This window comes from Haemophilus parainfluenzae (assembly GCF_003252755.1).
Classification (GTDB): Bacteria; Pseudomonadota; Gammaproteobacteria; order Enterobacterales; family Pasteurellaceae; genus Haemophilus_D; species Haemophilus_D parainfluenzae_N.
In genome coordinates this window covers 265363-289243 of record NZ_QEPT01000001.1, presented here as the reverse complement: position 1 = coordinate 289243, position 23881 = coordinate 265363, and the positions used below count along the sequence as shown (strand labels likewise).

Genomic DNA, 23881 nt, shown 5'->3' with positions numbered 1-23881 from the left:
CACTTTACAAAAAGGAAAGTAGAATGAAAAAAACATTATTAAAAATGACCGCACTTACAGCACTTTTAAGCGCAAGTAGTTTTGCTTTTGCCGATGCGGCAGATGAGTTGCAAAATCGCTTAAATCAAGTGACTGTATTGAGTGCTGATTTTGCTCAAACTGTGACCTCTGTTGGCGGTAAAAACGTCCAACAAGGAAGTGGAAAACTTCAAATTAAACGTCCAAATCTTTTCCGTATGGATACCAAATCACCGCAAGAAACACAAATTATTGCAGATGGTAAAACCCTTTGGTATTACGATCCATTCGTACAACAAGTGACAGCTCAATGGGTGAAGGATGCGGTAAATAATACCCCTTTCGTCCTTTTAACCAGTAACGATAAAAGCCACTGGAATCAGTATTCAGTGACGCAGAATGCGGATACCTTTGTGTTAAAACCGAAGGCGAAAAATAGCAATATTAAACAATTTGATATTCGTGTAGATACAAATGGTGTGTTAAAAAATTTCAGCACCACAGAAAAAGATGGTCAAACCAATCTTTATGTGTTGCGTAACATTACAAATCAAACACTAGCTGATAGCTTATTCCAATTTAGCATACCAAAAGGCGTGGAATTGGATGACCAACGTAAAGGTAAAAAATAATCCATAAGGTGTGAATGATAATCTTCACACCTTTTGCTTATTAAGGAAAGAATATGTCTAATCTTAATTTTGATTTTGCTGAAAATGACTTTCGCCCTTTAGCCGCCCGTATGCGCCCAACTAATTTGGAACAATATTATGGGCAGACGCACTTACTTGGGGAAGGAAAGCCGCTTCGTAAAGCAATTCAAGCGGGGCATGTTCATTCTATGATTCTGTGGGGACCGCCGGGTACAGGTAAAACAACACTGGCGGAAATTATAGCTCAGCGCATCAATGCAGAAGTTGAACGAATTTCCGCGGTAACAAGCGGCGTGAAAGAAATTCGAGAATCAATTGAGCGCGCGAAACAAAATCGACTTGCAGATCGCCAAACGATTTTATTTGTGGATGAAGTGCATCGCTTTAACAAAAGCCAACAAGATGCGTTTTTACCCCATATTGAAGATGGTACGATTATTTTTATTGGTGCAACAACGGAAAATCCTTCCTTTGAATTAAATAATGCATTGCTTTCTCGTGCGAGAGTTTATCTCCTTAAATCATTGACAGTGGCTGAAATCGAACAAGTTCTGCAACAAGCCATTTCTGATCCTGAGCGAGGATTAGGTAAAGAGCGTTTAGTTTTAGAAGAGAATTTGCTACAGGTTTTAGCTGAATATGTGAATGGTGATGCTCGCCTGGCTTTAAATTGTCTTGAACTGATGGTAGACATGGCTTCTGACACCGAAAACGGTAAGAAATTAGACCGCACTTTGTTGAAAGAAGTATTAGGTGAACGACAAGCGCGTTTTGATAAACAAGGCGATCGTTTTTATGATTTGATTTCTGCTTTACATAAATCAATTCGAGGTTCAGCAGCAGATGCAGCACTTTATTGGTATGCACGAATTATCACAGCCGGTGGAGATCCCCTTTATGTAGCACGACGTTTATTAGCGATTGCCTCAGAAGATGTGGGTAATGCCGATCCTCGCGCAATGCAAGTGGCTCTAGCGGCTTGGGATTGTTTTACGAGAGTGGGCGCTTATGAAGGAGAGCGAGCTATTGCGCAAGCCATTATTTATTTGGCTGTAGCACCGAAGAGTAATGCGGTTTACAACGCATTTAATGCGGCAAAACAACATGCAAAAGAGTTTCCTGATTTTGATGTACCGCCTCATTTACGTAATGCGCCAACGGCTTTAATGAAAGAATTGGGCTATGGCGCTGAATATCGTTATGCACATGATGAACCTAATGCTTATGCCGCTGGAGAAAATTACTTCCCACCAGAACTGAAAGATACTCAATATTATTTCCCAACTAACCGTGGTATGGAAATTCAAATTAAAGAAAAGCTTGAGCGTTTACAAGAGCAAGATAAAAACGCATCAAAAAAACGCTATAAATAATTTTTCTAGTATGGTAAATATAAAAAAGTGCGGCTAAGTTTGGCCGCACTTTTTGTTATCACTTAAAAACGCATTATTTTGCTGCTTTTAACTCTTGGTAATACTGTTCGTAATATTGAATCGCATCACCTACATCATCTTGCCAGTGGCTTTTTTGAAGAATTTCAGCTGTTGGATAAATTGATGGATCTTCAGTGATTTCTTTTGGAAGTACTTTTTTCGCTTCAAGGTTAGCTGTAGGGTAACCGATCGCTAAAGTCAATTTTTCCGCCGCTTTTGCACCTAGCAAGTAGTTAATTAACTTGTGTGCACCATCTGGGTTTTTAGAAGTTTTAGGAATAGCTAAAGTATCAACCCAAAGAACAGGACCTTCTTTTGGGAACACCATATTTAATGGAGCTTGTTCTTTTTTCGCGATACGCACAGAACCATTCCATAACTGACCTAATTCTACTTCACCAGAGATGAATGAGTTTGCAGGGTTATCAGAATTGAAAGAAAGTACGTTTGGACGTAATTTCAATAACTCTTCATAAGCTTGCTTGATAATTGCAGGATCTTTGGTGTTTGGATCTTGACCAATTTTTAATAATGCAATATTGAATACTTCACGCGCATCATCCAATAATTGGATTTTGTTTGCATATTCTGGTTTCCAGAAATCGCCCCAAGAAGTGAAGTCAGAACCTTTATAGGTATTGGTATTAAATGCAATACCTGGCGCACCTAACAACTGAGGAAGTGAGTATTTATTGCCTTTGTCATAAGGTTTGTTGAGCCAATCAGGGTCTAATTCTTTGATAACAGGTAATTTACTGTGATCTAATTCTTGTAGCATTCCTTCGCGTGCCATTTTAGATACGAAGTAGTTAGATGGTGCAATAACATCATAACCGCCTGCATCACCTTGGGTTTTCATTTTGGCATACATCGTCTCATTAGATTCAAGACTTGCTACAATAACTTTGATACCAGTTTCTTTTGTGAAGTCATCTAAAAGACCATCTGGTACGTATTCAGTCCAAGTATATAAGTACACAGTATTATTTGCTGGAGCCTGTGCTTTTGTTGCATCAGACTTGGCTTCTTTGTCGTTACAAGCAGTTAATGTAGCGGCAACTAAACCGGCAGTAAGCAAACCTGCAAATTTTTTCATTTTTGTTTGTTCTCCGTAAAAGAGGGGTAAAAAACCACCTGCATTAATGCAGGTATAAAAAAACGCCTTGATTGTGCGTCAAGGCGTATTTTATTTGATCTTAAAAGATTTGTGAAACCTTTTTATATCAATGTTTAATGATTATTTTTGCGTGTAACTAATTGACTTAAAATTACTAATCCTAATGAAAGCACGATCATAATCGTTGCTAACGCATTTACTTCCGGTGTTACCCCTGTTTTTACAAGTGAGAAGATACGCAATGGTAGGATCTCATAGCTTACACCACTTACGAAAGAGGATACAACAACATCATCTAATGAAATAGTAAAGCTTAATAACCAACCTGATACTACCGCGGGTAAAGCAAGTGGTAGGATAATTTTACGTAAAATAGTGACTTCGCTAGCACCTAAATCTTTTGCTGCTTCAAGCATTCTTGCATCAAAGCCATTTAAGCGAGAGAAAATTGTCACGGTAACATAAGGTAGACAGAATGTTACGTGCGCCAATAGTAATGACCAGAAACCTAACGAAATCCCTACAACCATGAATAAGGCAAGTAGAGAAACCGCCATTACGATATCTGGAGACATCATGACGATAAATAACATACCGCTTACGGCTTGTTTACCGCGGAAACGATAGCGGTAAAGCGCGATAGCAGTTAAACCACCCACAATAGTCGCTAACGTTGCGGCAAAGAAAGCAATAGTGACAGAGTGGAACGCAGCTTGGATTAAGGTATCGTTATTAAATAAACGCTCATACCAGTTCCAACTAAAACCTTTCCAACTTAAACCATAACGGTCTTCGTTGAAGGAGTTAGTCACCAAAATAATAATTGGGATATACAAATAAGCGTATACCACAAACATAAAAATATTACGCAGTAAACGACTCATTATTCTAACTCCACTTTCTTATTCAACAATTTATTTGCACGATAGTAAACGAAAATCAACAATGCCATTAAAATGGTTAAACCGATGCTGATTGCCGAACCGAATGGCCAGTTACGGGAAATTAAGAATTCACTCTTAATCACGTTACCAACTAATAATACTTTCGCACCACCAAGTAAGTCTGCTACATAGAACATCCCCATTGCTGGTAGTAATACTAATAAACAACCTGCAACAATACCTGGCATGGTTAGTGGCAAAATAACGCGGAAAAAACGTTGAACAGCATTAGCACCTAAGTCTCTTGCCGCTTCTAATAAACGTCCGTCTAATTTTTCAATAGCAGAGTAGAGCGGTAGAATCATAAATGGTAAAAGGAGATAAACTAAACCAATGATTACAGCTACTTCGGTATTTAAAATACGAATAGGCTCACTTAAAATGCCCATATCCATTAACATGGTATTTAACACACCTTTCACACCAAGGAATACTTTCATCCCATAGATACGAATAAGTGAGTTTGTCCAGAATGGTAATACCACGAGGAACAACAAAAATGGACGATATTTTGGATTAATTTTGCTGATCATAAAGGCAAATGGATAGCCAATGAGTAAGCAAATAATCGTCGCGATGCCAGACATATACAATGAGTTCCACACTACCTGCGCATAAAGTGGATTAAACAGGTTCGTGTAGTTATCTAAAGTAAATGGCAAAGCATAAAAGTCGCTACCATCTCGGGTTAAAAAACTTACGGTTAAAACCAATAAGTTTGGAATTAGCACAAAGAAGATTAACCAACTGAAGATAATTGCAACAGTAATTTTCTGGAATTTATTATTGATTATCTTCATCGTTGAGTACAACCTCCCAACCTTCGTGCCATGTAATACCTACACGTTGACCAACACTGTGATCCATATGCGGGTCATCTTCGTTAAAGAATTCACTCACTAATACGCGTTTACCGTTGTGATCAAATTCTACTGTAGACTCAAGTGTCATCCCTTTATAGGTACGATCCACAATACGGCCAATAATTGCATTTGAGTGTTCATTTTCGTCAAGCTCCTCAATCACAATATCTTCTGGGCGTAATAATACTTGCAATTTTTGACCTTTTTCAGCAGAGATACTGGTGTGAATATCACATACACGACCTTCTACGTTAGCAAGTAGCTCATCATCAGATTTACGCTCAATGACAGTTGCATCAAATACGTTGATTTCACCAATGAAGCGAGCGACGAATAGGTTAGCTGGATCTTCATAGATTTCACGTGGTGAACCATCTTGTGCAATTTTACCTTTACGTAATAAGACGATACGGTCAGACATGGTGATCGCTTCTTCTTGATCATGGGTAACGAAAATAAAGGTAATACCAAGTTGACGCTGTAATTGTTTAAGTTCATTTTGCATTTGTTTACGTAACTTATAATCCAGCGCAGATAAAGATTCATCAAGTAGCAACACTTTTGGCTTATTCACAACAGCACGAGCAATCGCGATACGTTGTTGCTGACCACCAGAAAGTTGAGCTGGTTTACGGTCGGCCATTTCCTCTAATTGCACCATACGCAATGCATCCAGAACGCGAGGTTTAATTTCACTTTCTGCCACTTTTTGCATACGCAAACCAAAAGCCACGTTATCAAAAATAGTCATATGCGGGAATAACGCATAACTTTGGAATACGGTGTTAATGTGGCGTTTTTCTGCCGGAACATTAGTAATATCTTCACCGTCCAAAATAATATGACCTTCATCTAACTCTTCTAAACCCGCTAATAAACGCAATACTGTAGTTTTACCACAGCCGGATGGGCCAAGAATTGTGACGAATTCACCGTTATTAATGGTTAGATTAAAATCATTAATAATTGTGTTAGAACCATAGGATTTTTTGATAGAACGAAGCTCAATAATCGGCTTGTTTTGAACCAGATTTTCCACTAGCTTTGGTTTTCTCCCTAATTTCACCAATTTGATTGGTACTGAGTAGAAATAAACCTGCAAAAAATGATGCAGGGGCGACATAAAATTGAGCAGATATGATATAGCGAATTGTTAATGATGAAAAGGATTTAATCGTGTTTTTAGGAAAAAATTTATCGAAAATTTGACCGCACTTTTGTCAGAAAATTTTATAACTCTTCACTTTCTTGTTATATATCAAGAACTGTAACGAATTTTAGGATTAGACTAATCCAATATAAAGGAGAATTTTAAAATGGAAGAACATAATGACAATGAATTATTACAGCGATTTTTAACTTATGTCGCGTTTGATACGCAATCTAAATCGTCTGCAAAACATTCTCCAAGTTCGCCAGGACAAATGAAATTAGCTTTGCATTTGCAGCGGGAATTAATTGAACTAGGTTTACAAGATGTTAATGTGACAAAGCATGCCGTCGTCACGGCTTATTTACCCTCAAATCATCCTGATTTAACACACACTATTGGTTTTATTTCCCATCTTGATACCTCACCACAATGTAGCGGTAAAAATGTTCAACCCGAAGTGATTGCAAATTATCGGGGAGGAGATATCGCATTAGGTTTAGGGGAAGAATTTATTAGCCCTGTGTATTATCCATTTTTACACCAGCTTATTGGCAAAACCTTGATTGTGACAGATGGAACCACTTTACTTGGTGCGGATAATAAAGCTGGAATCGCAGAAATCATGACCGTACTTTCTGTCTTACAACAGGAAAATATCCCACATTGCAATATTCGAGTGGCATTTACGCCTGACGAAGAAATTGGTTTAGGGATGCATTATTTTCCATTAGACGATTTCCCTTGTGATTGGGCATATACCATTGATGGTGGGGAAGTGGGTGAGCTCGAGTATGAGAATTTTAATGCGGCAACGGCAAAAATCACCTTTAAAGGACGGGGAATTCACCCTGGTTATGCGAAAAACAAATTAGTGAATGCGCTTACGTTAGCTTGTCAGTTTCAACAAGGCTTTCCAAAAGATGATGTTCCCGAAAAAACATCAGGAAAAGAGGGGTTTTTCCATTTAGATGATTTTAAAGGGGATATTGAGAAAGTTGAATTACATTATCTGATTCGAGATTTTGACCAAGCTAATTTTGAGCAACGCAAGGCGTTTATTTATCAACTGGTGGAAAAATTTAATAGAGAGAAAAGCCTAAAAGACCCTGTGGAATGTGTGATTGAAGACAGTTATAAAAATATGTATGACACAGTCAAAAATGTCCCACAGGCGATTAAGCTCGCGGATGCGGCAATGAAAGCTTGTGGTATAACACCAAATCACAAACCAATACGGGGTGGAACCGACGGGGCATTTTTAGCGGAAAAAGGCTTAGCTTGTCCAAATATCTTTACTGGTGGCTATAATTTCCATAGCAAACATGAATTAGTGACCCTTGAAGGGATGGAAAAAGCCGTCGAAGTGGTTATAAAAATAGCAAACTGTAAAGATTTGTAAATTAGTGTAAAGAAAAAGCTTGCATTTGTCATAATATGTCAATATAATCGTTAGCGTTTTATCGAGCTTTCCTTTGATAAAGCTAAACTTTAGAGATTTTATTCATAAATTCCTTTTTGGTGCTCCTAAGAAATTAGGAGCTTTTTTTTACCCCAAATTCCGATTTTTACTTCAAAAACGGATTGCTTCGTTTTTCTTGTCCAATGGTTGTGTAGGGGCCATGTCCCGCAATGACAACCATATCATCATTTAATATAAATAATTTATTTTTTATTGATGAGATCAATGTGTCGAAATTCCCACGAGGGAAGTCTGTACGACCAATACTGTTTTGGAAAAGGACATCACCGGTAAAGGCGATATTTTTTTCGTGTTCAATAAAACCAACATGGCCAGGTGTATGACCAGGAAGGTGAAGAATTTCAAAGGTAAATGTGCCAATTTGAATTTTTTCCCCTTCTTGATTAAACCAGCGATCGGGCGTAAACGCGGAAATATAAGGTAAGCCAAACTGCTGAGATTGTTGTGGTAGACTTTCAAATAGGAAACGATCTTCTTCCTGTGAGCCCCAGATTTCAATGTTAAAATGATCGCGAATCACTTCAGCTGCCCCTACATGATCAAGATGACCATGCGTTAATAAGACTGCTTTTAGGTTTAATTCTAATTCCTCAATACGTTGAATAAGCTTTTCCGCATTACCACCAGGATCGATAATTGCCGCATTTTTTTCATCATCCCAAATAAGTGAGCAATTTTGCTGAAAGGCTGTAACTGGAATAATTTCAATATTCATCTTTTTTCCTTATCGTTGATAACAAAAAACCGCACTAAAGTGCGGTCTAAAATAAAACTGTTTTTTATGCACCACGCCATGTTCTTACAGGGCCAGTATCCACGTGAATAAAATTGCTATACGGATAATATCCTACACCACCGCTATCAAGATTTTCAGCCGCTTGGCGTAATCTTGCTAAAGGTACACCAGGGATTTTAAAATCAATCGCTTGGCCTTTAATATGATAACTGTTGCTTGCTACATCACGACTTTGTCTACGGCGCATGGCATTTGTTGCTGCACTACGATAGCCACAAATCACATCAATTTGTGCAGTGCGTAAACCTAAATCACTTTGTAACTGATAAAATTTCATGAAAAGGCTAGGATCCATTCGATGTACTTGATCTGTACGGCGATCCCTCATAAAGTAATCAAGCTTGCCAAGCATTGAACGATTAAATCCAGTCGTTGCAGAGAACTCACCGCTTAATCGTTCATTGGTATTGACATTATAGAAGCTAAGAATGCGAGGTTTAGGGGTAGAGACCATCGCTAACACCGTACTCGGCATCATGCTTGCGCCCAAAACGATGCCGCCTAATGAAAGCCATTTACGACGATTTTTGTCAATGTTACCCATTTTTTAGTCTCTTTTATTATTCATTCTTCACTCTAGACACATTTTTCCTTAAAAAGTTCTAGTGTGAACATTTTTTTAAAGATATTTTTTCACAACAGCCCAGTCGATACCATTAAAACTTGCTGCATCATCGTATTTATAAATATCTGGTAAAACTTGTGTTTGACCGTTTTCAACCCATGCAGTCACATAATATAAGAATACAGGATCATTTGTACGAATGTTCGCAGAAGTAGTTTTTTTGCTTGCTAGGACATTACGTTTTCTATCTTCTGACCAGCCAGCTTCTTGCAATAGGATAGAGGCAAGTTGATCGGATTTTTCTACACGCACGCAACCAGAACTTAATGCGCGGTCTTTCTTACTAAATAAGTTATGATTTGGGGTATCATGAAGATAAATTGCATCAGAGCTTGGCATATTAAATTTATAGTTACCTAATGCACTATCACCAGCTGCTTGGCGGATACGGTACGGGAATCTATCACCAATACTACTCCAATTAATAGAGTAAGGATCGATAGTGTTACCTTTGCTATCCAAAATAGAGTAGTTGTGTGCTGCTGCGTAGCCTGGGTCACGTTTTAATTTCGGTAAAATATCTTCATTGATTAAACGTGTTGGGGCATTCCAAGGTGGATTAACAACCACATTGCTCAAACGGCTGTACATTACCGGTGTACGACGTTCATTTTTCCCCACGATAACGCGCGATTCTAAAATTGCTTTGCCATCACGATAATATTTCAATTGATAGCTGGGAATATTAACAAAAATTCCATTTTCAAAATCAGGAATAACACGTAAACGTTGTGCATTAAGGGCAAGTTTTTTACCCATTTCAGAAATACCTGAAGCTGAAATCATTGACGGTAGCGATTGTACCGTTTCACGGTATAAACGATTATGGTTAGATAATCCATTTACAAAGCCCGAAACATTATTGTTTTTAACCGCACTTTGCCATTCGTCAATAATTTCTTGATTTGGTAATTCTGGTTTATAAGCATTCGTTGCGTATAACCAACGTTGTGCTTGTTGATTTACGTTCTTGCTGTAATACAAGTAATCAAGGAAAGCGTCACTTAACAACACATCATAGGTGAGTCCACCCGTTTTTTCAGCGTTATGTAAATTGACTAACGATTGAGCTGAACGTTTAGAAATACCAGATGCCACCATGGCTGCATATTCACGTAGGAATTGTTTCTCAGCCGCCTTGTCTTTCCACATTAGGTCATATTTATTATCGGCATATAATTTAGCCAAAATTGGTTTGAACTGTAGATTTTGTTCACCAATTTCATGCGTTAATGACATCTCTAGCATCGCTTGCTTTTCAGCGGCAAGACGAGCTTGATCTTCTTTGATTTCAGCTTCAAGTTTTGCTCGCTCTTCTGGACTTAATTTAGACATATCAACGCCTTTATTTTCGGCTTGTTGAGGCTGTCCAACTGTTTTGGCCCATTCAGCTAATGCACAACCTGACGTCATCATTGATAATGATAAGACTAATGCGCTTAATTTCATTGTTCCTTTTAACATTGCTGTACCTTTAAAAATATTCATAAAAAATAACCGCACTCAGTTTCTTTATCTGCTAAAGTGCGGTCAAAATAATCGTTATTTTGTTGCTTTTGCCGCTTCTTGTTTTATTTCAGCATCCACTTTTTGTTGATTAGCATTAAGTTTAACTAAATCAGCAGCCATTTTTTCCGCTTCTTTTAAGAAGAAATCTGGTGCTTCATAGTCTTTTGGCAAATCATCAATGTCTTTTAATGCTTTTTTACCTTCACGTTTAAAACGATCATTGAGATCTTTTAAACGTCTCGCATCATCCTTATCATTTTCCGCTTTGCGTTCTTGGAAATTTAATGATAAGAATTTGCGCTCACGACGTTCATCACGAATCTTAAGATCTTCATTTAAAGCAATAAATTCAGGATCTTTTGCAATACGTTCAAGATGTTTTTCATTTAATGCTTCAACATCTTTACGTGCTTTATTGGTTTCAGAATAAGTCGCTGGTGGAATTTTATCCCAAGGTAATGCGTTATCTTCTTTTTCTTCACCAATTTCTTTGGCATCAATAATTTCAGGAAAATTAATATCTGCTGAGACACCTTTTAATTGGGTTGAACCACCATTAATTCGATAGAATTTTTGGATAGTATATTGCAATACACCAAGTGGTGTTTGGTCTAAATCATAAACAAAGTTTAATGAACGACTTTGTTGTACGGTACCTTTACCAAAGGTATTTTGCCCAATAATGATACCACGATTGTAATCTTGCATTGCCGCAGCAAAAATTTCAGAGGCTGATGCACTGAAACGATTAATCATTACCAACAATGGTCCTTTATATTGTTGAGCATTGTCATCATCTTCGTGTACACGAATACGTTGATACGCATCTCGTACTTGTACTACAGGACCATCAGTGATGAATAAACCGCTTAATGCCACGGCTTCTGTTAATGCACCGCCGCCATTCTCACGAAGATCCACAATTAAAGCGCCAATTTTTTTCTTCTCAGCATCTACTAATAATTTTTTCACATCATCAGTTAAGCCTATATAGAAACTTGGAATTTTAATGACACCAACAGTTTCACCATCTACTTTAGAAACTGTAAGTTTTGCTGCTTGGTCTTCAATACGGACTTTATCGCGAACTAAAGTGACAATACGGCTTTTCCCACCTTTTGCAGGTTCAATTTCAAGACGAACTTTTGTTCCTTTTTTACCTTTGATTTTGTCAACGATATCTTCTAAACGCCAACCGATAATATCTTCGATTTCGCCTTTTTCTTGGCCCACACCAATGATTTTATCGCCCGCTTGCAATTTCTTACTGCGTTCAGCCGGTGCACCTGGTACTAAAGACTTAATACTGGTTTCGTCATCTTCAGATTGTAATGTTGCACCAATCCCTTCTAAAGAAAGGTTCATGCTTTCATTAAAGCTTTTGGCAGTACGTGGCGCAAGGTAGCTTGTATGTGGATCAATTTCTCGAGCAAAAGCATTAATATAAATTTGAACAATATCATCTGCTTTGGTTTGAGTTAATCGACGAATCGCTAAATTGTAACGTTTAGTGAGTTTTTCCTTAATTTCAGGCCATTTTTTATCTTTTAATTTCAGGCTGATTACATCATTTTTGACGCGTTCTTCCCAAAGCTTATTCGCTTCTTCTTCCGTTGCTGGGAAAGCGGCTTTTTCACGATCGATCTCAATTTGATCATTACCTTTTAAATCAGGTTCTTTATCCAATAGAGATAGAGCATAAGCATAACGCTCATAACGACGTTTCATCATCAGATCGTAAATAGCAAATGCTGCAGAAAGATCGCCCTCATTAAGTTGGTCATCTAATTTTGAGCCATATTTAGCACGTAAATCATCAATATCTGATTTTAAAAAGGTGTTATGGCTGTAATCTAAACTTTTAATATAACGATCAAAAATCTTTTCGGAAAAGGCGTCATCAAGCTGGAATTTACGATAATGTGATTGGGTTAAACGTGTCGTTGCACGCTTCGTTGCTAACTGATTTGCATCAGTTGCCGAAGGAATCGTAATATCACTTTGCTTTAATTTCGGCTGCACAGCAAATGTGTCAGACGAATGAAGAAATAACGCACCTAAAATTGCTGTCGCAATAAGACTTTTGGTTGTATGTAATTTCATTTAACCTTTCCCGATAAGAAATAAATTATTAGGCAAATAAACGATCTGCGGTGACTGTCATCACTAAACCATTTTCAAGTTCTACGCGTGCGCCATCTTTTTCCACATTTAATACGGTCGCATTTTTCGCTTGTTCAGCCACTTTCACTTTCACTTTGCTACCTGCAGAAAGTGTGGTGAAATCAACCGCACTTAGTTTTACTTGTGGTGCTTTTGGTTTGCGAGTTGCTTGATTTGAATTTGGTTTACGAGCAGGTCGTTTTTGTTGTGCTTTTTTCGCTGCTAATTCTGCTTTGCGTTTTTCTGCAAATTTAGCTTTTGCTTCTGCTAATTGTTGCGCAGCATGAGAAACGTGTTCTGCGTCTAATACACCAGCAGGGTTGCCGTATAAATCTACACGCTCAGCTCCTTCACGGCAGCCGTGTAAATAGCGCCAATTAGAAGTGTATTGACGTAAAGCCTGACGTAATTGCGTTTTGCTGACACGTTCATCATCTTTTAATGCTTCAGCAAGATCTTGGAAAAGACCAATTTTTAATGGCTTTGCTTCACCTTCTGCAATAAAGCAAAGCGGGAATTTTTCCACAAGATATGCAATAATCGCTTTTGTATCAGTTAATTTTTGAACGCCTTCAGCATTATTTTCAGCTTGGGCTTCAACTTGAGAATCTGTCATTTCTGCGTTTTCCTAGGATAAAAATAAAAACTTGCACAGTTTACCGCACTTTTATAAGGATTGACAATGGTTGGACAGAATAATTCCGTTTCTAATTCTAATGAATAACTTCACAAATTCCCTTAATTCAGGCTAAAATAGTCCACTTTTATAATTTCTGAAAACATAATGACAAAAACACCTGATTTTACTCATGCCACTTATAGACTAGTGCGTTGCATAGGATGCGATGCAACAGTGTCTGTTCGTCGTCCGCAAGAAGGGGAACACGCGCAATGTCCGCGTTGCCATCATAAATTGCAATCAGGAAGTCGTTGGTCACTTAAACGTTGTTCATTAATCGCCCTTTCTATCTTAATTTTAATGCCATTTGCTTTAGGCTATCCTTTATTAAGCTTAGATTTACTAGGTACCAAAATTGATGCTTCTGTTTGGAAAGGGATTTGGAAAATGGCAGTAGAGGGATATTCCTATACTGCATTTATGATTTTCATCTGTGCTGTTTTAATGCCTGTCTCTTTTGCAATTTTAGTCATTATGTTGCAGATTTCTAAATTACTCAAAATTAAGCCTCGTAATGTCTTATTATTTGTGGGTTATATTAAGCCTTGGGTGATGTTCGACGTCTATTTAGTTGCACTGGCTGTCACTATGTTTAAAGTGCGTGAATATGCCACATTAGAAGTGGATGTGTATTTAATTGCTTTTGTTTTTACTGCACTTTTAACCACTTTATTATTCATTAAAATTAATTTAGATGATTTATGGCATGATTTTTATCCCGATCAGAAACCGGTTACCAAAAGTGATAAACCGTTAGAGCTTTGTACCGCTTGCGATTACACTTTTTTAAAAGAAGATCAACAATACGATCACCGTCATCGAGCCATTTGCCCACGTTGTGCATCGCTTATTGAAATACCAGAGAGTGTAAAATTACAACGTGTTTGGGCGACATTAGTGGCGGGGATTATCATGCTTTTCCCTGCAAACTTGCTCCCAATATCTGGCGTTTATTTGACAGGAAGTTTGTCACAAGATACCTTGATGTCGGGTGTAATGTCATTTATAAGCATGGGCAGCTATTTTGTTGCTTTCGTGGTATTCTTCGCCAGTATTTTTGTGCCCGTAAGCAAAATCCTGATTATGTTGTATTTACTGGCAAGCGTGCATTTTAAATGGAGACATTCAATTAAATGGCAAATGCGGCTATTACATATCGTTCACTTTGTAGGACGTTGGTCAATGCTGGATCTTTTTGTGCTAGCCTTGATGATGTCTCTAGTAACACGCGGACAGATTATTAATTTTACTGTAGGCCCTGCGGCATTTTATTTCGGTGCAGCAGTGTTTTTAACTATGATTTCAACTTCTCAGTTTGATAGTCGATTAATTTGGAAAATTTATGACAGAAAACAATAAACCAGAATCTCAATCTATTGATGAGCAATCTAACAATGTAGAAGCGTTATTACGTAAGAATAAACGCATCTCACCGTTTTGGTTGTTACCTTTTATCGCATTATGTATTGGTGCCATTTTATTTTTCCAAATTGTACAAGAACGAGGAAAGACTATTACGATCACGTTCTCTAATGGGGCAGGGCTCGTTGCAGATAAAACCCCTATTCGCTATCAAGGTTTGCAAATTGGTGTCGTGAAGAAGGTTAACTTTACCGACAATATGCAAAAAGTGAAAGTTGAGGCAAATATTTATTCTGAAGCAACAGAAGTGTTAAAAGAGAATACCAAGTTCTGGCTTGTTCAGCCAAGTGTGTCTCTTGCAGGTATTTCAGGCTTAGATTCTTTGGTTTCAGGAAATTATATTACCCTCCAACCAGGTGATGGTGATTCAGAAGATGAATTTATTGCGGAAGAGCAAGGCCCTATTGCACAAGTCAATCCTGGGGATTTATTAATTCATTTAATTTCAGATGACTTAGGTTCAATTTCGATCGGTGCTTCTGTGTATTTCAAAAAAATGCCAGTCGGGAAAATTTATGATTACCGATTCAATAAAGACAATAAAGTTGAAATTGATGTGGTGATTGATAAAGCCTTCGCGCATTTTGTGAAGAAAGATTCACGTTTCTGGAATATTAGCGGTATTAACGCCAACATTAATTCATCTGGTATGAATGTGGCAGTGGAAAGTTTAAATGCAGTGGTGCAAGGTGCCGTATCATTCGACTCGCCATCAGATAGCCCGCAAGCGGTGACTAATAGCAATTATATCCTTTATTCTAATTTACAAGCGGCTAAACGCGGGATTGAAGTTGAAGTGACTCTACCTGTTTCAGCAGGTTTACAAGCAGGACAAACTTCAGTTTATTATGGTGATGAGCAAGTTGGTTTGCTTTCGTCTTTAAGAACCGTCGAAAATAATGAAGATATTTTACAAGGGACATTATTAATTGAGCCAAGTCAGGCTAATCTCTTAAAAACCAATACGCACATTGTGTTGAAAAGTCGCAAGTTAGATTTAGGTGATATTGCCAATCCACAGAAATTCTTCCGTGGTGATTATTTCGAAATTATTCCAGGAAGTGGAGAAAGCAAAACGCAATTCGAAGTCATTCGAGAAAATGAGTTATTACTCAAAGCACCAAATACCTTGGTTTTGACCTTAACGGCACCAGAGACTTATGGTATCGCGGAAGGACAATCGGTGTTTTATAACAATATTGCCATTGGGCAAATTGTGAAGCAGCACTTAAATGTTGATGGTGTCAAATTTGAAGTGGCGATTGCGTCAGAGTATCGCAATCTTATTCATGAAAACACTCAGTTTGTCGCTGCCTCTAATTTTGATGTGAGTTTGAGTATTGATGGCTTACGTTTTGAATCTGCGACACCATCAAAATGGTTGCAAGGTGGCGTGCGTGTCTTAGCGAAAAAAGGAAATGGCGCACCGCATTCTACCTATCCACTTTATAAGGATATTAGCAGTGCAGAAACAGGTGTTACGGGCAACTTAGTGAATCCAACGATTGTGTTACATTCCACGAATTTGCCAAGTATTAGTAAAGGTTCTGTGGTGCTTTATCGTCAGTTTGAAGTGGGTAAAATTATTAACGTAAGACCAAAAGCCAATAATTTTGATATTGATGTGTACATTTATCCGGCTTATCAAGATCTTCTAACAGATAAAAGCGTATTCTGGGTTGAAAGTGCGGCACAGATTGATATTACGCCGAAAGGCATTAGTATCCAAGCTTCACCGGTTGCTCGTTCATTAAAAGGCGCAATTAGTTTTGATAATACGGGTTCAGGCAAAAATAAAACACTTTATCCAAGTGAACTTCGAGCTAAATCAGCTGGGCAAGTGATTACGTTAATAACAGATGATGCAACCGCTTTAAGTAAAGGAATGAGTTTGCGTTATCTTGGTATGAATGTTGGTGAGGTTGAGCAGATTGCCCTTGATCAAAAAACAAATCGTATCACAGCAAAAGCATTAATTAACCCAAGTTATATGGGCATGATTGCAAAAGAGGGGACGGTATTTAAAGTGATTTCCCCACAAATCTCAGCGGGTGGAATTGAAAACTTAGATAGCCTTTTACAGCCTTACATTGATATTGAATTAGGTAAAGGTCCATCAAAAACACAGTTTAATTTAGCGCAAACCGCACAACCTCGAAATAAATACAGCAATGGCGTGCCATTTATTTTGGAAACGAGTGATGCGATGAATTTAACGGAAGGATCACCTGTGCTTTATCGCGGTGTTGAAGTGGGAACCGTTCGTAAGTTTGAATTGAATTCTTTAGGCGATCGTGTGTTGGTACATATTGCGATTACACCGAAGTATCAACATTTAGTACGCAAAAATTCAGAGTTCTGGGTTTCATCAGGTTATGATTTCAACCTTGGTTGGAAAGGCGCAGAGTTTAATACCGGTAGTGTACAGCAATTGTTGAAAGGTGGAATTTCGTTCTCGACTCCATCGGGTACGATCGTTCAACCACAAGCAACGGCAAATCAGCGCTTTATGTTGCAAGTGAAAAAACCCGCTGAAGCACCAACTTGGAATTCGGGTGCTTTACCGGCAAATCAATAAAACATAAATAGAAATAACCGCACTTTTGAATCATCAAAGTGCGGTTATTTTTTTAGGTGTTTTGAGTGGTGCTATTGACCCATATTTTTGACTGATTTTAAAAAGCCCTTGGCTGAAGTATAGACTTCATCTTTGCCCTGAGCATGTAAAATCATATCGGACATTTCACGGAATGCACCCTTCCCGCCGCCAAGTGAAAGTATATAATCCACAGCATTTTGCACATAAGGCGCAGAGTCTGCCACAGCAAAAGAAAGGCCACAGGTTGCAAAAGCAGGGAGATCGACGCTGTCATCACCAATATAGGCAGTTTGTTCTGCCGTAACACCAGCTTGTTTCATGAGATCCAAACAAGCACTTTCTTTTTCAAGCTTACCTAAAAAGAACAATTTAATTCCGAGATCACTAATTCGTTTACGTAAAATCGCGGAATCTCTGCCCGATAATACGGCGACATGAATACCTGCATCCATCAACATTTTGACACCAAGTCCATCGCGCACATGGAAGCTTTTAATGGCTTCGCCATTTGCATCATAATGGAGTAGTCCGTCAGTTAATACGCCATCAACATCGGTGATGACCAATTTAATTTTCTTTAATTTTTCGTTAATCATTAGCTTGAGAACTCCACTAAACCCACAACATTATTTTCGTCATTGACCACAACCAGTGAGTGAATTTTCTTCTCTTTCATCAAGTCTTCCGCTTTCGCCAAGAATTCATTTTCATGAATGGTTTTTGGTGAAGAGGTCATCAATTCTTTAGCGGTCTTGTTAAGGGTATCAGCACCATTAGCTGTTAATGCTCGGCGCACATCACCATCGGTAATAATGCCTTTAAGTTGTTGGTTTTCCATCACTAATGCCACACCCATACGACCTTCATTCATAATTGTTAAGCAATCAGTGAAGCAGGTATCTGGTGTGGTAATCGGTAATCGAGTTTGCATTTGATCTTTTACTTTGCATAACAAACGACGACCAAGGCTACCGCCTGGATGGAATTTCGCAAAATCAGCCGGTTGGAAATGACGAGCAGTAATCAATGAAACGGCAAGGGCATCACCTAATGCTAAAGTCACTAACGCAGAAGTGGTTGGGGCGAGGTTATTTGGACACACTTCGCGTTCAACAGTAATATCCAAAACATAATCAGCATGGCGAGCAAGCGTTGAGTTTTTATTGCTGGTTAGGGCAATAATTTTATTGCCAAAGTTTTTCAAACTTGGAATGAGTTTATTTACATCATCGGTTTCACCGCTATAAGAAATCAGCATCACGATATCGATCGGTTTTAACATACCTAAATCGCCATGAAAGGCTTCAGTCGGGTGCAGGAAGAAACTTGGGGTTCCTGTTGAGGCAAAAGTCGCCACCATTTTTTTGCCAATTAGCCCTGATTTACCAATACCACCGATGACTAAACGACCTTCGCAAGCAAGGATAAGATCCACAACTTGAGAAAACTCATCATCCAAGCGTTGGCTTAGTTGTGCAAGCGCTTGGCTTTCAACGGAAAGGGTTTCTCGTGCGATTTGTAAATAATTCATAGGAGATCCTTATGATAGAAGTGCGGTTGAAAATAACCGTGTTTTGTAGGGCTATTCTAACGGAAGTTATTAAAAATAAGAATGAAAATTTGACCGCCCTTTGAATTCCTCCTATACTACGCCGCGAGTTGGTTAGACAATCGCTGGTTTATTGAAGCCCTTAACCGTGTTCGCACGACCTAGTGGGACAAGTAAACGAGAGGAAAGTCCGAGCTACAAAGGGCAGAGTGCCGGATAACGTCCGGGCGGCGTGAGCCGACGACCAGTGCAACAGAGAGCAGACCGCCGTGAAAACGGTAAGGGTGAAAGGGTGTGGTAAGAGCACACCGTGCCGTTGGTAACAACGTGCAGCAAGGTAAACTCCACTCGTAGCAAGACCAAATAGGAACTCAATGGATGGCCCGTCCAGAGTTCGGGTAGGTTGCTTGAGCGGCAGAGTAATTTGTCGCCTAGAGGAATGATTGTCCACGACAGAACTCGGCTTATCGACCAACTCAATAAATTCATAAAAAAATGACCGCACTTTTGTTTTTTCGTTATCCTACTCGGGATAGAATGAATAAAAGTGCGGTCATTTTCTTTTTTGTTTTACCATAAGCTCATTTGTTCTAAATGGCTTTCTTCCGGTAACGTCACGTGTAATCCCACAAGACGAATGGATTTTCCGTGGCTACGTTGCCAAATTTGTTCCAGTAATTGCTGAAAGCTTTTTAGTGATAAAGGCAAGCCTGTTTTTTCTAAGGTCGTCACCTGAAAATCTTCAAATTTTAATTTCACCCCAATTTTGCGAAAAGCCGTTAAGGGGACATTCGGCGCGCTTCGTTCAATACGGCGAATAAGCTCAGCATAGAGATTATCTAGTAGCGCTATACCTTGTTCAACATGGCTAATATTTTCAGATAAAGTGCGTTCTACACCGATAGATTTTCGTTCTCGATGAGCTTGAATTTCACGATCATCAATACCATGGCTAAAATCCCAAATTCGTTTGCCCATTTTCCCGAAGATATTTAATAAAATAGATTGATCGAGTTTTTGCACATCTTCACAAGTTTCTAACCCCATTTTCAATAAACGTTCAGAGGTGACCTTGCCCACACCAGGGATTTTCTTTAATGGCAGTGTTTTTACAAACTGCTCAACTTCATGAGGCTGAATCACAAATTGCCCGTTCGGTTTATTCATATCGGAGGCAATTTTGGCAAGAAATTTAAGGGGCGCAACGCCAGCTGAAGCAGTCAGTTTTAACTCATCAAAAATCGCTTGGCGAATTTCTTGTGCGATCCACGTGGCGGATCCTGAACATTGTGTACAATCCGTGACATCTAAATAAGCTTCATCTAAGGAAAGTGGCTCAATGATAGAAGTGTAACGCTGAAAGATCTGATGAATTTGTGCGGATACCTGTTTATAAAGCGGCATATTAACTGGCACTAAAATCAGATTCGGACATTTTTTGATGGCTTGTGCCGTCGGCATCGCACTGTGTAGCCCAAATTTTCTCGCTTCGTAGTTACAGGTGGTAAGTACACCACGTTGTCGAGAACTTCCCCCCACTGCAACAGGTTTGCCCTGTAGCGTTGGATTTTCACGGATTTCAACAGAGGCATAAAAGCAATCCATATCAATGTGAATGATTTTTCGGGTGGAACTCATGCGGTAAGTGCGGTCAAAATTAGGCGTGTTTTTAGTATATCGAAAAGAAAATAACTGTTCAACCATACAGCTATTAAAAAGCCCACATTGCGTGGGCTAGATAAGAGAATTAACGATCAGAAAGAACGGTTTTATCACCAAACAGGATAACGCGTTCAATAGGATAAACATCAATTTTTTCTTGTTGGTTCATAAAGACTTTACGTGCATCTTCAGCCAATTGAACAAATGGAATTTGCAAATTAATATTGATGGATTTACCCGGTTGTAATGGGGTTTCTAAATTGATTTGCATATCTTGGCTGTAAATAACTTTACGGTTATTCACATATACGCCCACCCATTGAATATTTTTGATTGGTTTTTGACCAATGTTAGTGATTTCATGTTTGAATGCGCTTAATGCTTGGCCATTTTCATCAACCACCATTTCACGATTACCAATATTGATGGCAAGGTATTTGTCGATGTTATCACTCGCTTTTGCCACTTGTTGAGTTGATTGTGATGCTTTTGTAGGTGTTGCTTCTTTTGCGATAACTTGTGTGTTAAATGCTAAACATAATGCACCTAATGAAAGTGCGGTCAGAGATTTTAATGTTTTCATTATTCGATTCCTTATAAAAAAGTGGCAAAATTTTACCCTAACTTCTCAGGTTAATAAATAGCTTCTTTTCCTTTCTTGGATTTTTTGATAAACTGCCGAATGATTTTGGGGCTGATTCTGGATTCGACGGGATTAGCGAAGCCCAAGGTGCACGTCGAGGTGCGGTAGGCCTCGTAAATAAACCGCAAAAAAATAGTCGCAAACGACGAACAATACGCTTTAGCAGCTTAATAACCTGCTCATAGCCTTCGCTCCCCAGCTTCCGCTCGTAAGACGGGGATAAAGCGGAGTCAAACCAAAACGAGATCGTGTGGAAGCCACCGTTTGAGGATCGAAGCACTAAATTGAATCAAACTAGCTTAAGTTTAGCGTGTCTGTCCGCATGCTTAAGTGAAATTAAAGACGAGACTAAACGTGTAGTACTGAAGGTAGAGTAATTTCGGACGCGGGTTCAACTCCCGCCAGCTCCACCACAAAACAAGATCTAAAAAGATCATAAACGGTCAAATTTATTGAAAATTCAATAGTTTGACCGTTTTTGTTTAGTATCTAAATACTGCTTAAAAGATCAGTTAATTTCACAAACGATCACATTTTTTAGTAGTAAAAATGGAAGTAAGAACTTACAATGCGCAAAATCTTACTACCATTTTATGAAATTCCTACCATGGCAAAAATCATCAAACAGCTAACCATTGCACAGGTAAACAACGCCAAAGCGGCGGAAAAGATCTATTATTTATTCGATGGGGAAGGGCTGAAACTTGTCGTCAAGCCTAACGGTGTGAAAACGTGGGTGTTTAATTACAAACGCCCCTACACATTAAAACGCACAGAAAAAACCATCGGCACTTATCCCACTGTATCGTTAAAAGATGCACGTCAAAAATCGCAAGAATTTCGCCAACTCTTAGCCAATAAGATTGACCCGCACGAATTTGAGCGTAAACAAGCCATAGACGCATTAAAAGAACAGCAAAGCACGTTCGCCCATGTTGCGAATGAATGGTTGCTCTATCGTGAGAAAATTGGAAAAGAACAAGGCAATTACACAGAAAAGACAAAGATTGATACAGAAAGACGTGTTAATGCCGCCATTGATTTAATTGGTGACGTACCTTTCAAAGAATTGACATTAAAACACGGCTTATCCGTGCTTGAATCTTATCGCCAATCAGGCGCAACGGCTGAATTAAAAAAGCGTTATTTGGTTTTGAAGTCAATCGCCGAATATGCAGAACGTTTTGAATATTGGGAAAACAACAAATGGAAATATCTTGGCGATGATCTTCCTGCAGTGAACAAAAACAAACATCACCCGTCAATCCATTACAAAGCCTTACCAGAATTTATGATCAGCCTTGCACGGGCCAACATATCACAAACTGTTCGCCTTGCGATTTTATGGGGATTGCTTAACGCCACCAGGGCGAGCGAAACCGTCAGCGCAAAATATTCTGATATCATAGAACACGAACATTTGCCGAATGGTAAAGTGTGGCAAGTGGAAATTTCAAAAGGCGGGAAAGGGGAGCGATTGCACCTGGTTCCATTAAGTAAACAGGCAGAAACTTTGCTTTCATACATCAAACATCACGCAAATAAGGAATATTTGTTCCCGTCCACTTTGTCAAAGTCGAGAAATGAAAAGCATATCAATAGCCAAACGCCGAATGAAGTAATAAAAACAATGGACGGCGGCAAATACAAAGGCACCATGACAAATCACGGCATGCGGTCGCTATTCAGCAGCTATTGCAATGATAATCGCCTAGAACTCGGATTAGATAAAGAAGTCATCGAAATTTGCCTAAGCCATTTGAATTCCGATGAAATACGAAACGCCTATAATCGGGCGGAATATTTGCCTTACCGATTAAAGACGTTTCAAGAATGGGCCAACTATGTTGAAAAATGTGCGAATGGTTTATTCAAAGAAATTATTGCCGACAAGTCTTAATGTATTCGTTCAAATCGCTTTCCGCAATCTTGCGGGAGCGACCGAATTTATAAGACTTTAACTTTCCGCTAGAAATCCAACGTTTCACTGTCGCTTCTGAACAAATACCCGTCTGCACGATCTCTTTTATTGATAAATAGCGTTCCATTATAAATCACCTTCTTTCACAAATACGCCATTAATCATGCGTCCTTTGCGATCTTTGATTTCGTTATAAGCTGAGATTAAGCAACTCTCAAAATTTAACTCGAAATTTAATGCGATTTTACTTATATAATAAATAAACCTAAATAAAGTCTCCGCTAATCGATACTTGGACTCACTAGATGTCATATACATAAGTAAATTTGATGCATTACCTAAAACTCCAGACGCTCTTAGGCAGATAATTTCGTTATTTTCCGTTGGGAAATCCGTCGCTTTATACGCAGTTATAAAACCAAGATTATTTGCTTTTAATTGTTCCGTTAAAATAATAACAACAACCGAGCAATCACCAATACTGTCTTTGATTTTCTCTTTATCGTTTCGTGCGATACCTGCACAAAGCTCACCAAATTCTTCCATTAATTTAATGAATTGTTTTTTCGGTGTAGAACCCTCAATCAAATTGCGAGCTTCTGCCCAATTTTCGATGTTTTTAATAAGTTGTGTTAAATCTGTCATTTTTATT

The 23881-nt window shown here is 38.6% G+C and carries 21 protein-coding genes and 2 other RNA genes; 8 read left to right on the top strand and 15 right to left on the bottom strand.

Going from position 1 to position 23881, the window contains the following annotated elements; all coding sequences use genetic code 11:
• Nucleotides 1-23: 23 nt before the first annotated feature.
• Complete coding sequence (gene lolA, locus DPV95_RS01420; RefSeq protein ID WP_049367433.1) at nucleotides 24-650, top strand: outer membrane lipoprotein periplasmic chaperone LolA; 627 nt, start codon at nucleotides 24-26, stop codon at nucleotides 648-650.
• Nucleotides 651-703: 53 nt separating this feature from the next.
• Nucleotides 704-2044 (top strand): replication-associated recombination protein A, encoded by a 1341-nt coding sequence (locus tag DPV95_RS01415; RefSeq protein ID WP_049367434.1) that lies wholly within the window; start codon nucleotides 704-706, stop codon nucleotides 2042-2044.
• Between the two features lie 73 nt (nucleotides 2045-2117).
• On the opposite strand, the gene DPV95_RS01410 is transcribed toward DPV95_RS01415, so the two are convergent.
• The 4 genes from DPV95_RS01410 to potA form a co-directional block, all read right to left on the bottom strand.
• A complete protein-coding gene (locus tag DPV95_RS01410) occupies nucleotides 2118-3200 on the bottom strand; it encodes an extracellular solute-binding protein (protein ID WP_049367435.1) in 1083 nt (360 codons plus the stop codon).
• 134 nt (nucleotides 3201-3334) lie between these two features.
• A complete protein-coding gene (gene potC, locus DPV95_RS01405) occupies nucleotides 3335-4105 on the bottom strand; it encodes a spermidine/putrescine ABC transporter permease PotC (protein WP_005695832.1) in 771 nt (256 codons plus the stop codon).
• Nucleotides 4105-4965: a spermidine/putrescine ABC transporter permease PotB gene (gene potB / locus DPV95_RS01400; protein WP_014065179.1), complete on the bottom strand. Its 861-nt coding sequence runs from the start codon at nucleotides 4963-4965 to the stop codon at nucleotides 4105-4107. Before potB ends, potC begins: the two co-directional genes overlap by 1 nt.
• Entirely contained in the window at nucleotides 4949-6067 is a 1119-nt protein-coding gene (gene potA, locus DPV95_RS01395) for a spermidine/putrescine ABC transporter ATP-binding protein PotA (RefSeq protein WP_005698520.1), read from the bottom strand. The genes potB and potA overlap by 17 nt, the downstream gene beginning before the upstream one ends.
• Before the next feature lie 277 nt (nucleotides 6068-6344).
• On the opposite strand from potA, the gene pepT reads away from it, so the two are divergent.
• Nucleotides 6345-7580 (top strand): peptidase T, encoded by a 1236-nt coding sequence (gene pepT / locus DPV95_RS01390; RefSeq protein ID WP_111406522.1) that lies wholly within the window; start codon nucleotides 6345-6347, stop codon nucleotides 7578-7580.
• A gap of 166 nt (nucleotides 7581-7746) precedes the next feature.
• Here the strand turns inward: pepT and DPV95_RS01385 are convergent, their stop codons facing one another.
• The 5 genes from DPV95_RS01385 to proQ form a co-directional block, all read right to left on the bottom strand.
• Complete coding sequence (locus DPV95_RS01385) at nucleotides 7747-8376, bottom strand: MBL fold metallo-hydrolase (protein WP_005695836.1); 630 nt, start codon at nucleotides 8374-8376, stop codon at nucleotides 7747-7749.
• Between the two features lie 64 nt (nucleotides 8377-8440).
• Nucleotides 8441-9001, bottom strand: a complete 561-nt coding sequence (mepK, locus tag DPV95_RS01380; protein WP_005695838.1) for a peptidoglycan L,D-endopeptidase MepK — start codon at nucleotides 8999-9001, stop codon at nucleotides 8441-8443.
• Between the two features lie 75 nt (nucleotides 9002-9076).
• Nucleotides 9077-10546: a L,D-transpeptidase family protein gene (locus tag DPV95_RS01375; protein ID WP_032822730.1), complete on the bottom strand. Its 1470-nt coding sequence runs from the start codon at nucleotides 10544-10546 to the stop codon at nucleotides 9077-9079.
• Nucleotides 10547-10624: 78 nt separating this feature from the next.
• The gene (gene prc / locus DPV95_RS01370) at nucleotides 10625-12694 is read right to left on the bottom strand and encodes a carboxy terminal-processing peptidase (protein WP_111406521.1); all 2070 of its coding nucleotides are present in this window, start codon (nucleotides 12692-12694) and stop codon (nucleotides 10625-10627) included.
• Nucleotides 12695-12722: 28 nt separating this feature from the next.
• Entirely contained in the window at nucleotides 12723-13370 is a 648-nt protein-coding gene (proQ, locus tag DPV95_RS01365; protein WP_005698557.1) for an RNA chaperone ProQ, read from the bottom strand.
• 168 nt (nucleotides 13371-13538) lie between these two features.
• Here proQ and DPV95_RS01360 point away from each other — a divergent pair, with 168 nt between their 5' ends.
• Both DPV95_RS01360 and DPV95_RS01355 read left to right on the top strand, forming a co-directional pair.
• The gene (locus DPV95_RS01360) at nucleotides 13539-14792 is read left to right on the top strand and encodes a PqiA/YebS family transporter subunit (protein WP_111406520.1); all 1254 of its coding nucleotides are present in this window, start codon (nucleotides 13539-13541) and stop codon (nucleotides 14790-14792) included.
• Nucleotides 14776-17433 (top strand): PqiB family protein, encoded by a 2658-nt coding sequence (locus DPV95_RS01355; protein ID WP_070853068.1) that lies wholly within the window; start codon nucleotides 14776-14778, stop codon nucleotides 17431-17433. Before DPV95_RS01360 ends, DPV95_RS01355 begins: the two co-directional genes overlap by 17 nt.
• 71 nt (nucleotides 17434-17504) lie before the next feature.
• Here DPV95_RS01355 and DPV95_RS01350 read toward each other — a convergent pair whose 3' ends face one another.
• Together DPV95_RS01350 and DPV95_RS01345 are read right to left on the bottom strand one after the other, a co-directional pair.
• Nucleotides 17505-18050 (bottom strand): KdsC family phosphatase, encoded by a 546-nt coding sequence (locus tag DPV95_RS01350; RefSeq protein WP_070853067.1) that lies wholly within the window; start codon nucleotides 18048-18050, stop codon nucleotides 17505-17507.
• Nucleotides 18050-18985 carry a KpsF/GutQ family sugar isomerase gene (locus DPV95_RS01345; protein ID WP_111406519.1) on the bottom strand — a complete coding sequence of 312 codons (936 nt, stop codon included), beginning with the start codon at nucleotides 18983-18985 and terminating at the stop codon, nucleotides 18050-18052. The genes DPV95_RS01350 and DPV95_RS01345 overlap by 1 nt, the downstream gene beginning before the upstream one ends.
• Nucleotides 18986-19109: 124 nt before the next feature.
• Here DPV95_RS01345 and rnpB point away from each other — a divergent pair.
• Nucleotides 19110-19486, top strand: an RNA gene (gene rnpB / locus DPV95_RS01340) — RNase P RNA component class A.
• A gap of 87 nt (nucleotides 19487-19573) precedes the next feature.
• Here the strand turns inward: rnpB and dinB are convergent.
• Both dinB and DPV95_RS01330 read right to left on the bottom strand, forming a co-directional pair.
• Nucleotides 19574-20641 carry a DNA polymerase IV gene (gene dinB / locus DPV95_RS01335; RefSeq protein WP_111406591.1) on the bottom strand — a complete coding sequence of 356 codons (1068 nt, stop codon included), beginning with the start codon at nucleotides 20639-20641 and terminating at the stop codon, nucleotides 19574-19576.
• A gap of 109 nt (nucleotides 20642-20750) precedes the next feature.
• Nucleotides 20751-21248: a hypothetical protein gene (locus tag DPV95_RS01330; RefSeq protein WP_111406518.1), complete on the bottom strand. Its 498-nt coding sequence runs from the start codon at nucleotides 21246-21248 to the stop codon at nucleotides 20751-20753.
• Nucleotides 21249-21355: 107 nt separating this feature from the next.
• Between DPV95_RS01330 and ssrA the strand changes: the two genes are divergently transcribed.
• Nucleotides 21356-21721: a transfer-messenger RNA gene (gene ssrA, locus DPV95_RS01325) on the top strand.
• Nucleotides 21722-21876: 155 nt separating this feature from the next.
• On the top strand, nucleotides 21877-23208 hold the full coding sequence (locus tag DPV95_RS01320; RefSeq protein WP_111406517.1) for an integrase arm-type DNA-binding domain-containing protein: 1332 nt from the start codon (nucleotides 21877-21879) through the stop codon (nucleotides 23206-23208).
• Here the strand turns inward: DPV95_RS01320 and DPV95_RS01315 are convergent.
• The gene (locus DPV95_RS01315; protein WP_111406516.1) at nucleotides 23189-23356 is read right to left on the bottom strand and encodes a helix-turn-helix domain-containing protein; all 168 of its coding nucleotides are present in this window, start codon (nucleotides 23354-23356) and stop codon (nucleotides 23189-23191) included. The genes DPV95_RS01320 and DPV95_RS01315 overlap by 20 nt on opposite strands.
• Nucleotides 23356-23874, bottom strand: a complete 519-nt coding sequence (locus DPV95_RS01310) for a MazG-like family protein (protein ID WP_111406515.1) — start codon at nucleotides 23872-23874, stop codon at nucleotides 23356-23358. Before DPV95_RS01310 ends, DPV95_RS01315 begins: the two co-directional genes overlap by 1 nt.
• Nucleotides 23875-23881: the final 7 nt, after the last annotated feature.

Coding starts and splice junctions, on each gene's coding strand:
- lolA (WP_049367433.1), top strand. CDS start 24: ATGAAAAAAACATTATTAAAAATGACCGCACTTACAGCACTTTTAAGC.
- DPV95_RS01415 (WP_049367434.1), top strand. CDS start 704: ATGTCTAATCTTAATTTTGATTTTGCTGAAAATGACTTTCGCCCTTTA.
- DPV95_RS01410 (WP_049367435.1), bottom strand. CDS start 3,200: ATGAAAAAATTTGCAGGTTTGCTTACTGCCGGTTTAGTTGCCGCTACA.
- potC (WP_005695832.1), bottom strand. CDS start 4,105: ATGAGTCGTTTACTGCGTAATATTTTTATGTTTGTGGTATACGCTTAT.
- potB (WP_014065179.1), bottom strand. CDS start 4,965: ATGAAGATAATCAATAATAAATTCCAGAAAATTACTGTTGCAATTATC.
- pepT (WP_111406522.1), top strand. CDS start 6,345: ATGGAAGAACATAATGACAATGAATTATTACAGCGATTTTTAACTTAT.
- DPV95_RS01385 (WP_005695836.1), bottom strand. CDS start 8,376: ATGAATATTGAAATTATTCCAGTTACAGCCTTTCAGCAAAATTGCTCA.
- mepK (WP_005695838.1), bottom strand. CDS start 9,001: ATGGGTAACATTGACAAAAATCGTCGTAAATGGCTTTCATTAGGCGGC.
- DPV95_RS01375 (WP_032822730.1), bottom strand. CDS start 10,546: ATGTTAAAAGGAACAATGAAATTAAGCGCATTAGTCTTATCATTATCA.
- prc (WP_111406521.1), bottom strand. CDS start 12,694: ATGAAATTACATACAACCAAAAGTCTTATTGCGACAGCAATTTTAGGT.
- proQ (WP_005698557.1), bottom strand. CDS start 13,370: ATGACAGATTCTCAAGTTGAAGCCCAAGCTGAAAATAATGCTGAAGGC.
- DPV95_RS01360 (WP_111406520.1), top strand. CDS start 13,539: ATGACAAAAACACCTGATTTTACTCATGCCACTTATAGACTAGTGCGT.
- DPV95_RS01355 (WP_070853068.1), top strand. CDS start 14,776: ATGACAGAAAACAATAAACCAGAATCTCAATCTATTGATGAGCAATCT.
- DPV95_RS01350 (WP_070853067.1), bottom strand. CDS start 18,050: ATGATTAACGAAAAATTAAAGAAAATTAAATTGGTCATCACCGATGTT.
- DPV95_RS01345 (WP_111406519.1), bottom strand. CDS start 18,985: ATGAATTATTTACAAATCGCACGAGAAACCCTTTCCGTTGAAAGCCAA.
- dinB (WP_111406591.1), bottom strand. CDS start 20,641: ATGAGTTCCACCCGAAAAATCATTCACATTGATATGGATTGCTTTTAT.
- DPV95_RS01330 (WP_111406518.1), bottom strand. CDS start 21,248: ATGAAAACATTAAAATCTCTGACCGCACTTTCATTAGGTGCATTATGT.
- DPV95_RS01320 (WP_111406517.1), top strand. CDS start 21,877: ATGCGCAAAATCTTACTACCATTTTATGAAATTCCTACCATGGCAAAA.
- DPV95_RS01315 (WP_111406516.1), bottom strand. CDS start 23,356: ATGGAACGCTATTTATCAATAAAAGAGATCGTGCAGACGGGTATTTGT.
- DPV95_RS01310 (WP_111406515.1), bottom strand. CDS start 23,874: ATGACAGATTTAACACAACTTATTAAAAACATCGAAAATTGGGCAGAA.